9 protein-coding genes and 1 pseudogene are annotated in these 15,126 nt (G+C 63.9%); 6 read left to right on the top strand and 4 right to left on the bottom strand.

All coding sequences use genetic code 11. The features are described from left to right. The first annotated feature begins 13 nt into the window (after window positions 1–13). Together A5784_RS30760 and A5784_RS30755 are read left to right on the top strand one after the other, a co-directional pair. On the top strand, window positions 14–628 hold the full coding sequence (locus A5784_RS30760; RefSeq protein WP_064948646.1) for a phosphatase PAP2 family protein: 615 nt from the start codon (window positions 14–16) through the stop codon (window positions 626–628). After that, window positions 625–1,809 carry an MFS transporter gene (locus A5784_RS30755; protein ID WP_064948645.1) on the top strand — a complete coding sequence of 395 codons (1,185 nt, stop codon included), beginning with the start codon at window positions 625–627 and terminating at the stop codon, window positions 1,807–1,809. The genes A5784_RS30760 and A5784_RS30755 overlap by 4 nt, the downstream gene beginning before the upstream one ends. A gap of 6 nt (window positions 1,810–1,815) precedes the next feature. Here A5784_RS30755 and A5784_RS30750 read toward each other — a convergent pair whose 3' ends face one another. After that, window positions 1,816–2,178: an ArsR/SmtB family transcription factor gene (locus tag A5784_RS30750; protein ID WP_064948644.1), complete on the bottom strand. Its 363-nt coding sequence runs from the start codon at window positions 2,176–2,178 to the stop codon at window positions 1,816–1,818. A gap of 95 nt (window positions 2,179–2,273) precedes the next feature. Here A5784_RS30750 and A5784_RS30745 point away from each other — a divergent pair, with 95 nt between their 5' ends. Beyond that, complete coding sequence (locus A5784_RS30745; RefSeq protein WP_064948643.1) at window positions 2,274–4,232, top strand: heavy metal translocating P-type ATPase; 1,959 nt, start codon at window positions 2,274–2,276, stop codon at window positions 4,230–4,232. Here A5784_RS30745 and A5784_RS30740 read toward each other — a convergent pair. The 3 genes and pseudogenes from A5784_RS30740 to A5784_RS30730 form a co-directional block, all read right to left on the bottom strand. Then, window positions 4,162–7,034: pseudogene (locus tag A5784_RS30740) on the bottom strand (MMPL/RND family transporter). The gene A5784_RS30745 and the pseudogene A5784_RS30740 sit on opposite strands and share 71 nt — an antisense overlap. Further along, on the bottom strand, window positions 7,013–7,456 hold the full coding sequence (locus A5784_RS30735; RefSeq protein ID WP_156750873.1) for an MmpS family transport accessory protein: 444 nt from the start codon (window positions 7,454–7,456) through the stop codon (window positions 7,013–7,015). The pseudogene A5784_RS30740 and the gene A5784_RS30735 overlap by 22 nt, the downstream one beginning before the upstream one ends. 199 nt (window positions 7,457–7,655) lie before the next feature. Beyond that, complete coding sequence (locus A5784_RS30730) at window positions 7,656–8,081, bottom strand: hypothetical protein (RefSeq protein WP_064948641.1); 426 nt, start codon at window positions 8,079–8,081, stop codon at window positions 7,656–7,658. A gap of 798 nt (window positions 8,082–8,879) precedes the next feature. Between A5784_RS30730 and A5784_RS30720 the strand changes: the two genes are divergently transcribed. Genes A5784_RS30720 through A5784_RS30710 form a run of 3 tightly spaced genes read left to right on the top strand, consistent with a single transcriptional unit; the run spans window position 8,880 to window position 15,124 of the window. After that, the gene (locus tag A5784_RS30720; protein WP_064948639.1) at window positions 8,880–9,299 is read left to right on the top strand and encodes an MmpS family transport accessory protein; all 420 of its coding nucleotides are present in this window, start codon (window positions 8,880–8,882) and stop codon (window positions 9,297–9,299) included. After that, window positions 9,296–12,178: an MMPL/RND family transporter gene (locus A5784_RS30715; RefSeq protein WP_064948638.1), complete on the top strand. Its 2,883-nt coding sequence runs from the start codon at window positions 9,296–9,298 to the stop codon at window positions 12,176–12,178. The genes A5784_RS30720 and A5784_RS30715 overlap by 4 nt, the downstream gene beginning before the upstream one ends. A gap of 9 nt (window positions 12,179–12,187) precedes the next feature. Then, window positions 12,188–15,124, top strand: a complete 2,937-nt coding sequence (locus A5784_RS30710; RefSeq protein ID WP_064948637.1) for an MMPL/RND family transporter — start codon at window positions 12,188–12,190, stop codon at window positions 15,122–15,124. The last annotated feature ends 2 nt before the right edge of the window (window positions 15,125–15,126 follow it).

The raw sequence follows: 15,126 nt of genomic DNA, 5'->3' as shown, positions 1-15,126 counted from the left end.
CGAAAGCTGCACCATGACCGCCGACACCCGAATCTTCTACGTCATCAACCACTTTGCCCGGGACACACCGTGGCTGCACCCGATCGTGTCCGGATATGCCGCCTACGGAGTCGTGTTGTTCGCGGCGCTGCTGTTGGCCGGATGGTGGACTGCCCGTAGAGACGCAGATCCCGCTCGTATGGTCGCGGCGGCGTGGGCCCCGTTGGGGATGCTTGTGGCGCTGGCGGTGAACCAGCCGGTTGCGGCGGCCGTGAACGAGACCCGGCCATGTCAGGCTCTTCACGACATCGTGGTGCTGCACTGCAACACCGATCCCGGATTCCCCAGCGACCACGCGGTCATGGCCGGTGCCGTCACGGCCGGATTATGGCTGGTGCGTGGGCGACTCGGTGTTCTCGCCGCGATCGCGGCAGCCGCGATGGCTTTCGCCCGGGTGTACAGCGGTGCACACTATCCGCAGGACGTCGTGGCCGGACTGGTGTTCGGTGCCGTGGTCAGCGTGGCCGGCTACCTCCTGCTACGGCCTGTCCTGCGTCGCATGCTGACGACGCTGGCCGGCACCCCGCTGAGCATTCTGTTCGTGCCACAGCGACCGAAAGCTGATGTGAGACAAAAGAAGCCGTCGTGATCACGCGCGCGCAGACACGTATTTCCCGGGCCCGATTGTTGCCGCTGTACGCCGCGGGTTTCGTCACCGCATTCGGGGCGCACAGCATTGCCGCCAGCCTCGCGGGTTATACCGAAGCAGAGCACACCAGCCTGCTCACGTTGGGCTTGCTGCTCGCGGTGTACGACGGCGCGGAAGTCCTGCTCAAACCGGTGTTCGGAACGCTCGCAGACCGGGTCGGCGCGCGCCCCGTATTGCTCGGTGGTCTGGTGGCGTTCGCACTGGCATCCGCCGCATTCGTGCTCGCGGGCAATCCCGGCCTGATCGGGTTGGCCCGGTTCGGCCAGGGCGCCGCGGCTGCCGCGTTCTCCCCGGCGGCCGGGGCGATGCTTGCCCGGCTGACCCCGGCCACCGCGCACGGTCGGGCCTTCGGCAGCTATGGCGCGTGGAAAGGCCTTGGCTACACCCTGGGCCCGGTCCTGGGTGGCGTACTGATCACGGTGGGCGGATACCGGCTGCTGTTCAGCACATTGGCGGTTCTCGCCGCCCTCGTGGCGGGTTGGGCGCTGGTGGTGGTGCCTGCGGTGCAGGTGCTCCCGAAGAAGCGTCAGACCGTCGTGGACCTGGCGCGTCGCCTGGCCAGCGGCAGTTTCTTGCGTCCCACCGCAGCGTTGGCCGGTGCCACTGCAGCCCTGGCTGTCGGCGTCGGATTTCTGCCCGCGATCGGTGCCCGCCACGGCCTCGGACCCTTGGCCACCGGTGCGGCCGTGTCGGTGCTGGCGGCCGCTGCCGCGCTGGTCCAGCCGAGGGTGGGTCGCGCGCGGGACAGTGGACGGCTGCGGGACCGAACAGGCATGACCGTCGGCCTGCTGCTGGCCGCCGCCGGAATCGGGCTCGCCACCGTGGTGCCGGGGCTGGCAGGCATCCTGCTGGCGTCGGTGACCATCGGGGCAGGCACCGGGCTGATCACCCCGCTGGGCTTCGCACACCTGGCTGCGAGCAGCCCACCCGAACGACTCGGCCAGACAATGGGATCCGCTGAGATCGGCCGGGAGCTCGGTGATGCCGGGGGACCGCTGCTCGTCGGTGCCGTCGCCACCGCGTTGACGCTGAATGCCGGAATGCTGGCGATCAGCTTGGTGTTGGCCGCGCTGGCAGTTCTCGTCGGGGCGACCCGCTCACGACGGACTGCCGAACCGTAGCGGCGCTCAGCCGACGTCGTTGGTGCGGTCGGTGAGGCCGAGTCGCAGGTGTTCGCTGTGGTAGACGGCTTCGTCGAGCAGTTGGGCGACGTGGTTGTCGTAGAGGCTGTAGACGATGCTGCGGCCGGAGCGGGTTCCGGTGACCAACCCCAGATTGCGTAGCAGCCGGAGTTGATGCGAAACCAGGGACTGTTCCAAGCCGATGGCGTCGGCCAGCTCCGACACCGAGCATGAGCCCTGGCGCAGCTCGGTCAGGATCATCAGTCGACTCGGTGTGGCGAGCGCTTGCAGTGTGGTGGCCACCTGCGCGGCAGCGTCCGCGTCGAGCCGCCCGGCAGGGCGATCGCGACCTTCGACACCGTGCCCCATCGTTGTAGTGTACTAATCGCAACGAATGAAGACATGTTCATGTGTTCTGATATTGTCCGGACCGTACCTGTTCATCTGTCTTTGGAGGTGGCGGCATGCCCGCGCTCACGGAGGCCACCCAGCGCGTCACGGTCGCTTCGTCAGCACTTCCTGGGCGACGCAGAGTCTTCGAGCTTCCCGAAACACGTTGGGCTGCAGCATCATTAGCGCTGTTCCTGGCGGGCCTCGCGGTCCAACTCATGGGCGGACCGGCGTGGTTCTGGTGGACGTTGTACTTGGCCTGCTACCTGACCGGCGGTTGGGAACCGGCGCTGGCCGGACTGCAGGCGTTGCGCGAGAAGACCTTGGATGTGGATCTGTTGATGGTCGCCGCAGCGATCGGAGCGGCCGCCATCGGCCAGATCACCGACGGGGCACTGTTGATCGTGATCTTTGCGACCTCTGGCGCGCTGGAGGCACTCGCCACCGCGCGTACCGAGGACGCGGTGCGCGGCCTACTCGACCTGGCCCCGGACAGCGCCACCCGGGTATCCGACGACGGGCGCGAGGAGTCCGTCAGGGCGGCCGACCTTGAGGTGGGCGACGTGGTGCTGGTGCGGCCCGGTGAGCGCGTCGGCGCTGACGCCACCGTGATCGCCGGTGCCAGTGATATCGACCAGGCAACCATCACCGGTGAACCGCTGCCGGTGGACAAAACCCCGGGAGACGAGGTCTTCGCAGGCACGCTCAACGGCACTGGGGCATTGCGCATCCGGGTGGACCGCCGAGCCGAGGACTCGGTGGTGGCCCGGATCGCCTCGCTGGTGCACGAGGCCAGCCAGACCAAGGCCCGCACGCAGTTGTTCATCGAGAAGATCGAGCAGCGCTACTCGATCGGCATGGTCGCCGTCACCATCGCCGTGTTCGCCCTCCCGCTGCTGTTGGGCGACACCTTGCAAGCATCGCTGCTGCGCGCGATGACGTTCATGATCGTGGCATCCCCGTGCGCCGTGGTGCTGGCGACCATGCCTCCTCTGCTCGCCGCCATCGCCAACGCAGGCAGGCACGGCGTGCTGGTCAAGTCTGCGGTCGTCATGGAACAACTCGGTACCACCACCAGGGTGGCGTTCGACAAGACCGGAACCCTGACCCGCGGCATCCCCGAACTCGCCGAAATCCACGTCGTTGTACCAGATATCACCGATGGCGATGCGCTGGCGCTGGCGGCCGCGGCCGAGCACCCCAGCGAGCATCCGCTCGGTGCGGCCATCGTGCACGCCGCGAAGGCCCGCGGCCTGCGATGGCCCGACGCCACTGACTTCATCGCGAAACCGGGGCTCGGCGTCAGCGCGACCGTCAACGGCGAGTGCGTCACCGTCGCATCGCCAACGGCGTTGCTGGGCGTCCTCGACCACGCGGAGGCGGAAGTCGTTGCGCTAGTGCAACAGCGGGGCCGCACAGCGGTCATCGTGAGTGTCGCGAACCGCCCGGTCGCGGTGCTGGCCCTGACTGATCAGCTGCGGCCCGAGGCGCCCGGCGCAGTGGCTGCCGCCGCCCGGCTGACCGGGCGCACGCCGGTGCTCTTGACCGGTGACAACGAGACTGCGGCCGCGATGTTGGCCGACCGGGTGGGCATCACGGATGTCCGTGCGGGTCTGCTTCCGCACGACAAGGTCTCCGCGGTCGCGGAACTACAAGCCGACGGAACGCGATTGGCGATGGTCGGCGACGGCATCAACGACGCACCCGCGCTGGCCGCGGCTCACGCGGGTCTCGCCATGGGCGGGGCCGGCTCGGATCTGACGTTGCAGACCGCCGATGCCGTGGTCATCGGTGACGACCTGAGCGCGGTCGCGACCGTGGTCGCGCTGTCTCGTCGTGCCCGCCGCGTGGTCGTCGCGAACCTGGTCATTGCCGCGACTTTCATTGCTGCCCTGGTGGTCTGGGATCTCGCAGCGACCTTGCCGTTGCCGCTGGGAGTGGCCGGACACGAGGGATCCACCATCATCGTGGGGTTGAACGGACTTCGGTTGTTGCGTAGCGCGGCGTGGCGGACCGCAGCGGACGCGACCTGACCAGCGTCGGCCACCAGAACCATGGCCCGAGCAACCGGACGATGCACGGCACGATGAACGACCGCACGATCAGGGTGTCGAGCAACAGTCCGATGCACACCGTCGACCCGACCTGGCCGATGGTGCGCAGATCGCTGGAGAGCATCGCCAGCATCGTGAAGGCGAACACTAAACCGGCGGAGGTCACCACACCGCCGGTACTGCCCAGCGCGCGGATCAGCCCGGTGTTCAATCCGGCGTGGACCTCCTCTTTGAGCCGAGCGATCAGCAGCAGGTTGTAGTCGGATCCGACCGCCACGAGAATGATGAACGTCAGCGGCAGGATCAGCCAGTGCAGATGCAGGCCGATCAGGTGCTGCCAGATCAGCACGGACAGCCCGAACGCCCCGGCGTAGGAGAACGCAACCGTACCGGGAATCACCAAGGCGGCCACCAGAGAACGCGTGATCACCATCATGATCAGAAAGATCAGCACGAACGCGGCGATGGCGGCGATGAGGAGATCGGACTTGGCGTACGCCTGGATGTCCCGGTTGTTGGAGCCAGATCCGCCGATGTAGATCTTCGAGCCCGCCAACGAGGTCTCTTTCAGCGCGATCTTGATCGCATCGGGAAACTGCTCGACGTGCTCGATGCCTTCGGGCCCCATGGCATTGCCCTCATGGGTGACGATGAACCGGGCAGCCTTGCCGTCGGGTGACATCATCAGTGCCATACCGGTTTTGATGTCCTCGTTGGCGAACGCCTCCCGCGGAATGTAGAAGAAGTCATCGCTGCGCGAGGTGTCGAAGTCGTTGCCGACGTTGATCATGTCGTCGAAGGTCTGGTCGGTGTTGTCGGCCTGAATATTCGACGGGCCATAGGTATTGACGATCAGCGCCTGCAGTCCCTGCATGTCGTCGGCCATGATCTTGAGCTGCGACACCATCTGCGGCAACAGCTTGTCGACCACCTCCAAGGAGCCCACCGCATCCTTGATGTCACCGGCCAGGCTGTCGACGCTGTCGAGCATGTCGAACAGCGACCGGAACGCCCAGCATGCCGGAATGTCGAAACAGTGCGGCTCCCAATAGAAATAGTTGCGCAGCGGCCTCATGAAGTCATCGAGGTTGGCGACCTGGTCCCGCATCTGCTCGGTGACCTGCTCCATGTCCTCCATGGTGACCACGGTGTCGTGCAGTTCGTCGGCGAGTTTCTGGGTCAGGTCGATCGTCTGGCGCAGCACCGTGATGGTGTGCGCCATGATCTGGGCTTGCTGATCGGTATTGCTGTTCATCTGCCGCGTGAAGGGCAACTGCTGGCCGTTGCCGCTACCTTGCGTGGTGAACAGATACGGCAGGCTGGCGTGCTCGAGCGCGCGCCCCATGGGCCGGGTGATGCTCTGCACCATGGCTACCCCGGGCAGCCGGATGAGTGCTTTGGCCGCGCGGTCCAGAGAGATGAAGTCGGCCGAATTGCGCATGTCGTGATCCGACTCGATCATCAGCATCTCGGAAAACAGCTTGCTCTTGGGGAAGTGGCGGTCCGCCGCCTGGAATCCCTGGTTGGCTGGCGCGTCGGCCGGCTGATATGTCCGATCGTCGAAACTCACCGGTAGGTGGGCACGAACACCGCTCCGAGCGCGACGAGCGTGACACTGGCGACCAGGATCGGCTTGGGCCAGCGCACCACGCCGGTGCCGATCCGCCGGTACAGCTGGGCCCCGGCCTTACGCTTCGGATCGAACAGACCGAAGAGGCTGCCCACGCTCAGCAGGGCCGGTCCGATGGTCAGCGCGCCCGCGACCGTCAACACCATGCTGATGGCCACGGCGGGCCCCATGGTGTGAAAGTAGTTGAGCCGGGCGAAGCTCAGGCAGAATGCGGCTCCCGCGATGGTGAGTCCGGAGCCGATGATGACGTGTGAGACGCCGCGGTACGCGGTGTAGTAGGCGTCCTCCCGGCTTTCGCCCGCCAGTCGGGCCTCGTGGTAGCGGCCGGTCAGGAAGATGCCGTAATCCGTTCCGGCGCCCAAGGTCAGCGAGACGACCATGTTGACGGCAAACGAGGACAGCTCGATGTAGCCGAAATGCCCGAGGGTGGCGATCACGCCTTTGGCCGCGAGCATCAGCACCAACACCCCGAACAACGGCACCAGCATCGTGGTGATGGAGCGGTACACCAGCAGGAGCATGAAGATGATCAGGAAGATCGTGACGATCGTAATGTTGTTCAGGCTCGAATTCGCGATGTTCACCGTGTCCGCGGCCAGCGGTGCCGCGCCGCTGACATAGACCGTGAGCCCCGGTGGCGGTGTGTCGTGGGCGATCATGTTGCGTACCGCCTGCACCGAGTCATTGGCCTGGATCTGACCGATGTCGCCGGCCAGTCGCAGCAGCACGTAGGCGGACTTGCCGTCGAGGCTCTGGGCTCCCGCCGCGGTGATCGGCTTGCCCCAGGTGTCCATCACGTACTGCACATGCGCGGTGTCGGCTTTCAGCCGACGCACCAGGTCGTCGTAGTACTGATGCTCGGGTTCGGCAAGCGGGTGGTCGGCTTCCAGCACGAGCATCGTCATGCTGGTGGAGGTCGACTCCTGAAACTTCTCGCCGATGCGGAGCATGGCTACCTGTGACGGCGCGTAGTGCGGGACCAACGGCCCGGCGAGTTCCTCGGCCACGCGTTCGACCTGCGGCACAAAGGTATTGGTCGTCACTGCCAGGAGGGCCCAGAAGACGATGATCGGAACCGCAAGGACGCGAACCGTTCTCGCAACCACCGGCCGGCCCGCACGATGCTCACTCACGCGGATTTCACCCGGCAGGTGACGTCGGCGTCCTGGTGGTCATCCGACTGTTCATCGCGCACAACGTCATTCACCAGTATCCGGCAGCCCACCTGGCCGCCGTGCACTTGCGCCGAGATGCTGCCGGATACCACGGTGAGCGTGGTCGTCTCGTCGTGCGACCACGGCAGCTCTGTGAGATCGGCCTGGTGCGGGTGTCCGTCGATGTCGACATAGGACACCATGGCACCGCTTCCGGCAGATCCGAACAGTTCATACGTGAGTTTTTTCGGCGTGAACTCCGGAGGGGCTTGCGGTTCGTTCACCGCCAGGACCGGCCCGGGTTCGGACATCTGGTGGACCTTCCACATGCACAGCGCGCCCACGCTCAGCGCGATCACCGCGACCAGGGGCATCCAGGCGCGCGCCAGGACGCTCCTTCCTGCTGAACGAGAGCTCACCCGACCACCTTTCGACACCCGACCTCGGCCTCGCGCCTGCCGACCCGCCATATATCAATCGGGTTGATATTAGACACGCTCGATACCGGTGTCCAACGCTGCGCCGCGGCCCAACTAGTCCCGTCCTGCAGCGGTGCATGTGCCGACCGGCCCCTGGATGTCCGCCACGACGACTGCGCCGGGTGCCCGCAGCGCAGCGTCAGCCGGCTTTCGGGAGGCGTTTCCTCAATTTTGCGACCCGCAATATCTGGGCAGTTATGTTGATGGAAGAAATCATGGGGATGACACCGAGGAATGTTCGTTCAGAGGGTGTCGCCCCGTGCAGCTGCTCGAGGCTGCCGAGTACATAGAAACAACCCAGGGCGAATATTGTGGCCGGGATGGAATAGGCCATCGGCGAACTCCGATTGGCAATGGCTTGGGCCGCGAAATCGATCTCCTGTTCTGACATCGCCTCACGTTTCCGTAGCTTGCGCAAAACTGCTTTCGTGCCGCCGACTTCCTCGGCCAAGGGCGATGACGGCCGATTTCGCAAACGTATCGTGTAGACAAACATGCAAGTGGCGAACGCCAACAATGCCACCAGGGCGATTATTGCGAGATTGCCGAATAGGGTCGAGCTCATCGGGTCATTCCTTTGCGCTTCCGTCAATTCGCGTCGTGCACTCTCGTGCCCGCAGCACGCTACCCCAGCCGCTCGGCTCCGGCCGGTCTGCGAAGGAACTTCACAGCCCGCGACTCACGCCGCAGACCTGGGGTTTCGGCACATCACCCGGCGTCGGACGGCCGGGTCGAAGCGAAAATCCGCAGGACCGGGCGGGTTCGGTGGCGCGGTCCGACGTAGGGCATGCTTGTGCGGACCCTGCGCCGGCGCCGGAGTTGGCCGAGGGGTTGCGATCCGGCCGTCCCCACCGCCCCGTCGCGGCCGGTTGCGGACAGCTGTGCGACGGGCAGGATCCCAGCAGGACGGTGTGGATTTCCCACGATCTTGCTGACTTGTCGTGATCCTGGCGTGATCCGATCGCCTGGTTGGCAGCGTCCGCCGGCGGCGTCGGAGCCGACGTTCGAGCCCCCGGGCCGGTTGTTCGCCAGCATGGGCGACATCCGGGATTCTGGCTGGATTTCGCGCATATCGGTATTAAATGGTCAATTTGCTATTTATCGCATGCGATGCGCGTTTTGCAACCGGCGAAGAAGTATTCAAGACTATGTGTAGAAAAGCAGGAGTGACGCACGCATGTAGTGTGCGTTCCGATCAGATATCGCGTGGGGAACGGACCTATATGCCTGTATCCGGCATGGTCTAGTCTTCAACGACTACGTTGCGCCCCGGTGGTGTCCCGGGATTGCGATCAAGCTGCACATGCCGCAGCATGGTGCCCGGGTGCGGGGATAGGCGAGGAGGGCTACGATTTTTGGGCTTCTGCGGCGGTTATGGATTCCGCTACTCGTGCTCGCGGTGATTAGTGCCGGAGGCTTTACCGTGTCCCGTCTGCACAGCATATTCGGCAATGAAAAGCGGCCATCTTATGCCGATACCCAATTGGCCGACACCAAGCCTTTCAACCCCAAGCGACTGACCTATGAAGTCTTCGGATCCCCGGGCACCGTGGCTTCCATCAGCTACTTCGACATCAATACCGATCCGCAGTTCATCAAGAACGTCAGCCTGCCGTGGACGCTGCAATTCGACATCACCAAGGCCACAGCGATCGGAAGCATCATGGCCCAGGGCGATAGCGACAACATCGGCTGCCGCATCACCGTGGACGATGAGGTCAAGGCCGAGAAGGTGTCCAACGAAGTGAACGCGTTTACTTCCTGCCTCCTGAAGGCAGCATGAGCCACGCACAAGTAGTCGCGGACCAAGCTGCTCGCTCACGGATTGCGACTTTCATCCGGAAGTTTTCGGTGCTCATCATTCTCGGATGGGTGGCCATCACGGTTCTGGTGACCGTCGCCATTCCTCCGCTCGAAGTCGTCGAGGCCAAACACTCGGTGTCGCTGAGCCCGCCGGATGCGCCGTCGGTCATGGCGATGAAGCGCATGGGCGAGGTGTTCCAGGAATCCAATTCGGAGAGTGTCGCGGTGATCGTCCTGGAGGGCGACGAACCTCTCGGAGACGAGGCACACAAGTACTACGACAGCGTTATTCGGCAGCTGAAGGCCGATCCGACGCACATCCAGCACGTCCAGGATTTCTGGGGGGATCCGCTCACCGCCGGTGCCGCCCAAAGCGCCGACGGCAAGGCCGCATACGTCCAGCTGAACCTCCACGGAAGCTTCGGGCAGGCCGCGGCGAACGAGTCGGTGAAGGCCGTTCAGGACGTCGTGAAGAACACCCCGCAGCCACCGGGGCTCCACACATATGTGACCGGTCCCGCCGCGATCGTCGCGGACATGGGCCAGAGCGGAAACCGGACCGTCATCCTGATCACGGTGGTCAGCATCGGGGTCATCTTCCTGATGCTGCTGTTGCTCTACCGCTCCTTCATCACCGTCATCATCCTGCTGCTGACCGTGGCCATCGAGCTGCAGGTGGCCCGCGGATTGGTGGCCTTCCTCGGATTGCACGGCATAGTCGGGCTCACGACGTACGTCGTCAATCTGCTGGTGTCCGTCGGCATCGCCGCCGGAACCGACTACGGGATCTTCTTCACCGGGCGATATCAAGAGGCGAGGCAGGCCGGCGAGGATCGGGAATCCGCGTACTACACCGCCTACCACGGCGTTGCGAAGGTCGTCCTGGCCTCCGGCGTGACGATCGCGGGAGCCATTGCCTGCCTGAGCTTTACCCGCCTGCCCTACTTCAAACCGCTGGGCATCCCCGGCGCCGTGGGCATCTTGGTGGCCGTCGCAGTGGCCCTCACGTTGGTGCCCGCAGCGATCGCCGCCGGCAGCAGATTCGGCTTCTTCGACCCCAAACGCCTTGTCACGACCCGCCGGTGGCGGCGGATCGGCACCGCGATCGTGCGCTGGCCCGCGCCCATCCTGGCCGCGACCATCGCCGTGGCGGCGATCGGTCTGCTGACGTTGCCCGGGTACAACCCGAGTTACAGCGACCAGAAGTTCATTCCGCAGGACATTCCTGCCAATCAGGGATTTACGGCCGCCGAGCGCCATTTCCCGCAATCGAAGATGACGACGCCGGACCTCCTGCTGATCGAGGCGGACCACGATATGCGCACGCCGGCGGATCTCCTGGTGCTCAACAAGCTGGCCAAAGCGGTGTTCGCGGTTCCCGGTATCGCCAACGTGCAGTCGATCACGCGGCCCGAGGGAACTCAGCTCGAGCACTCGTCGATCCCGTTCATGCTCAGCATGTCGAACGCCAGTCAACGTCTGAGCCTGCCGTTCCAGAAGGAGCGGATGGATGACATGCTCACTCAGGCCGACGAGATGTCGAAGACGATCGCGCTCATGCAGCGCATGTACGGCTTGATGCAGGAGATGGTGGCGACGACCCATCGGATGGTCGACACCACCCACGGTCTTCAGGAGGACATGGCGACACTGCGGGACCATGTCGCGGATTTCGATGACTTCTGGCGGCCGATCCGCAACTACCTGTACTGGGAACCGCATTGCTACGACATCCCACTGTGCTGGTCGATCCGGTCGATCTTCGACGCACTCGACGGCGTCGACCGTGTGACCGACAAGATGCAGATCATGGTCAAGGATCTCGACCACTTGGACACTCTCATGCCGCAGATGCTCGACCAGTTCCCGCCGATGATCGAGTCGATGCAGAGCACCCGTCAGATGATGCTGACGATGCACAGCACCATGTCCGGCATCTTCTCTCAGATGGATGACTCGACCGAGAACGCGACGGCGATGGGCAAGGCGTTCGACGCGTCGAAGAACGACGACTCCTTCTACCTGCCGCCAGATGTGCTGAACAACCAGGACTTCCAGCGCATCATGAAGATCTTCCTGTCACCCGACGGGAAGGCTGCGCGCATGCTCATCACTCAGCGGGGCGATCCCGCGACGCCCGAGGGCATTTCGCGCGTCGAACCGATCCAGATCGCGGCCGAGGAAGCGCTCAAGGGCACGCCGCTGGAGAACGCCAACCTATCGCTGGCGGGTACGGCTGCGGGCGTGAAGGACCTCGTCGACGGCTCCAAATACGATCTTCTGATCGCCGGTGTCGCGGCGCTGTGCCTGATCTTCGTCATCATGCTGATCATGACGCGGAGTCTGGTCGCCGCGTTGGTCATCGTCGGTACCGTCGCGATGTCGCTGGGCGCGTCGTTCGGCCTGTCCGTGCTTGTCTGGCAACACATTCTGGGCCTCCAGATCAACTGGGTGGTGCTGGCGATGTCGGTGATCGTGCTGTTGGCGGTCGGTTCCGACTACAACCTGCTGTTGGTGTCGCGTATGAAAGAGGAACTGAGCGCAGGCATCAACACCGGCATCATCCGGGCCATGGGCGGTACCGGCAAGGTTGTGACGGCCGCCGGCCTGGTGTTCGCAGCCACGATGGCGTCGATGATCGTCAGCGATCTGCTGACCATCGGACAGGTGGGTACGACAATCGGTCTCGGCCTGTTGTTCGACACGTTGATCGTGCGTGCCTTCATGACACCGTCCATAGCCGCGCTGTTGGGCCGGTGGTTCTGGTGGCCGCAGATGGTGCGCCCCCGCCCAGCCAGTTCGATGCTTCGGCCCGTAGGTCCGCGCCCGCTGGTGCGTTCCCTGCTGATGAGGGATTAGCGAGCACCGATGAGTACCGAGCACTCGCCGCCCTTCATTGCGCGCGCGATACGTAAGCTTTCGCCACTGGTCATCCTGGCGTGGCTGGCGCTGATCCTGTTCAGCACGTTGGCGTCCGTCGACTGGAAGTGGAAATCGGCGATCCCGGCTTTGGAGCACGTCGCCGAAGAGCGGTCTGTTGCGTTGATGCCACGGGATGCGCCGTCGGTGAAGGCCATCCTGCGCATGGGCCAGGACTTCAAAGAGTCCAATTCCGACAGCGCGGCAATGATCGTCCTGGAAGGGCAGCAGCCGCTCGGTGAGGATTCGCACAAGTATTACGACCAGCTGATCCGCGATCTGCGTGCCGATCCTCATCATGTCGAGCATGTCCAGGATCTGTGGGGAGACCGGCTCACGTCGTCGAGCGTGCAGAGCCCCGACGGCAAGGCGACGTATGTCCAGCTGAATCTCGTCGGCAATCAAGGCACTGCCGAGGGAGACGCATCGGTTGCCGCGGTCCGCGACATCGTCGCTCGGATACCGGCCCCCGACGGGGTCAAGACCTATGTCACCGGAGCGGCGCCGCTCGCCTCCGACATCCAGCACAGCGGTAACAATTCCATTCTGAAAATCACCGCAGTCACCGTCGTGATCATCTTCACGATGCTGCTGCTGGTGTACCGCTCGGCGATAACGGTGATCCTGCTGTTGACCATGGTCGGCCTCGAATTGGCCGCGGCGCGCGGCATCGTCGCATTTCTCGGGCACAACGACGTCTTCGTGTTGTCGACCTATGCGGTCAATATGCTGGTCTTCCTCAGCATCGCGGCCGGAACCGATTACGGGATCTTCTATTTCGGCCGATATCAGGAAGCGCGCCAAGCCGGCGAGAGCCCGGTGAAGGCCTACTACACCACGTATCGCAGCGTCACCCCGGTCGTTCTGGCTTCCGGGCTGACGATCTCGGGCGCGGTGTTCTGCCTGAACTTCGCGCGACTGCCCTATTTCCACACCATGGGAATCCCTTGCGCGATCGGCATGGTCGTCTCTGTCCTCGCCGCGATCACGCTGGTGCCCGCAGGTATCGCGCTGGCCACCGGGATCGGGCTGTTGGAGCCCAAGCGCAAGCTGCGGGTCCATCGCTGGCGCGGGATCGGTACAGCAGTGGTCCGCTGGCCCGGCCCCATCTTGGTCGCGTCGATGGCGGTAGCGCTGGTCGGCCTCGTGACACTGCCGGGTTACAAGACCAGTTACAACGATCGGCAGTACATCCCCGGCAGCATTCCGGCGAAGATGGGATTCGATGCGGCCGAACGGCATTTCTCCCAGTCGCGCGTAACGCCCGATGTGCTCATGGTGGAAACCGACCACGATCTCCGGAACCCCGCCGACTTCCTGGTGCTCAACAAACTTGCCAAGGCGATCTTCAAGGTGCGCGGTATCTCGCGGGTGCAGGGCATCACCCGACCCGAGGGCACCCCGATCGAACACACGTCGGTCCCGTTCCTGCTCAGTCTGCAGAACGCTGGTCAGTCGCAAGCCACGGAATTCCAGAAGGCCCGCATCGATGACATGCTCAAGCAGGCCGACGACATGTCCAAGATGATCGACGCCATGCAGCACACCTACGAGGTGATGAAAGAGCTTTCGGCGACGATGCAGAGCATGGTCGCGCACACGCATGACCTACAGGAACTCACCGATGAACTGCGGGCCAATCTGGCCCTTTTCGATGATTTCCTGCGGCCGATCCGCAGCTACTTCTATTGGGAGCCGCACTGCTTCGACATCCCGATCTGTTGGTCGTTGCGATCGGTGTTCGATGCACTGGATTCTGTTGACGCCCTTGATGACAAGCTCGCAGTCCTCGTCGACAACATGGACGATATGGCTTCGATCCTGCCGCAGCTGCTGATGCAGTACCCGCAGATGATCGCCGTCATGCAAACCATGCGCGACATGACGCTGACCATGCACAGCACCATGTCGGGGATGTTCTCCCAGATGGACGAATCGAGCAAAGACGCCAACGCCATGGGGCAGGCGTTCGATGCCGCCAAGAACGACGACACGTTCTTCCTGCCGCCAGAAGTGTTCGAGAACCCGGACTTTCAGCGGGCGATGAACTCGTTCCTGTCGCCCGACGGCAAGACGGTTCGATTCATCATCTCCCATAACGGGGATCCGGCATCGCCGGAGGGCATCAAGCGAATCGAGCAAATACGAACTGCGGCAGAGGAAGCGCTCAAGGGCACGCCGCTGGTGGGCGGCAAGATCTATCTCGCCGGCGCAGCATCGACGGCCAAGGACTGGAAGGACGGATCCGGATACGATCTGTTGATCGCCGGGATCGCGGCGCTCTGCCTCGTATTCGCGATCATGCTCATCATCACGCGCAGTTTCATCGCTGCCCTGGTGATCGTGGGGACGGTCGCACTGTCGCTGGGTGCGTCCTTCGGCATGTCCGTGCTGCTGTGGCAGTACATCCTTGGCATAAACCTGCACTGGATGGTGCTGGCCATGTCGGTGATCATCCTGCTTGCGGTCGGATCCGACTACAACCTGTTGCTGGTGTCCCGCATGAAGGAAGAGATCGGCGCGGGCATCAACACGGGCATCATCCGGGCCATGGGCGGTACCGGAAAGGTGGTCACGTCGGCCGGCCTGGTGTTCGCGGCCACCATGGCCTCCATGGTGGTGAGCGAGCTCCAGGTCATCGGTCAGATCGGTACCACCATCGGCTTGGGACTGTTGTTCGACACCTTGATCGTTCGTTCGTTCATGACGCCATCGATCGCGGCGCTGCTGGGACGGTGGTTCTGGTGGCCGCAGCGAGTGCGGCCGCGTCCCGCCAGCGCCTTGCTGCGGCCCTACGGTCCGCGTCCGGCAGTACGGTCACTGCTCGGCAGCCCGCTGAACCCGTACGAAGCTCCTACGGTGCAGTTCGCGAAGATCCGCGACTGACC

The organism is Mycobacterium sp. 852013-50091_SCH5140682, from assembly GCF_001665685.1.
In the GTDB taxonomy this organism is placed as follows: domain Bacteria; phylum Actinomycetota; class Actinomycetes; order Mycobacteriales; family Mycobacteriaceae; genus Mycobacterium.
Note: the sequence above shows the minus strand (reverse complement) of the source record. Positions and strands in the feature narration are given on the sequence as shown.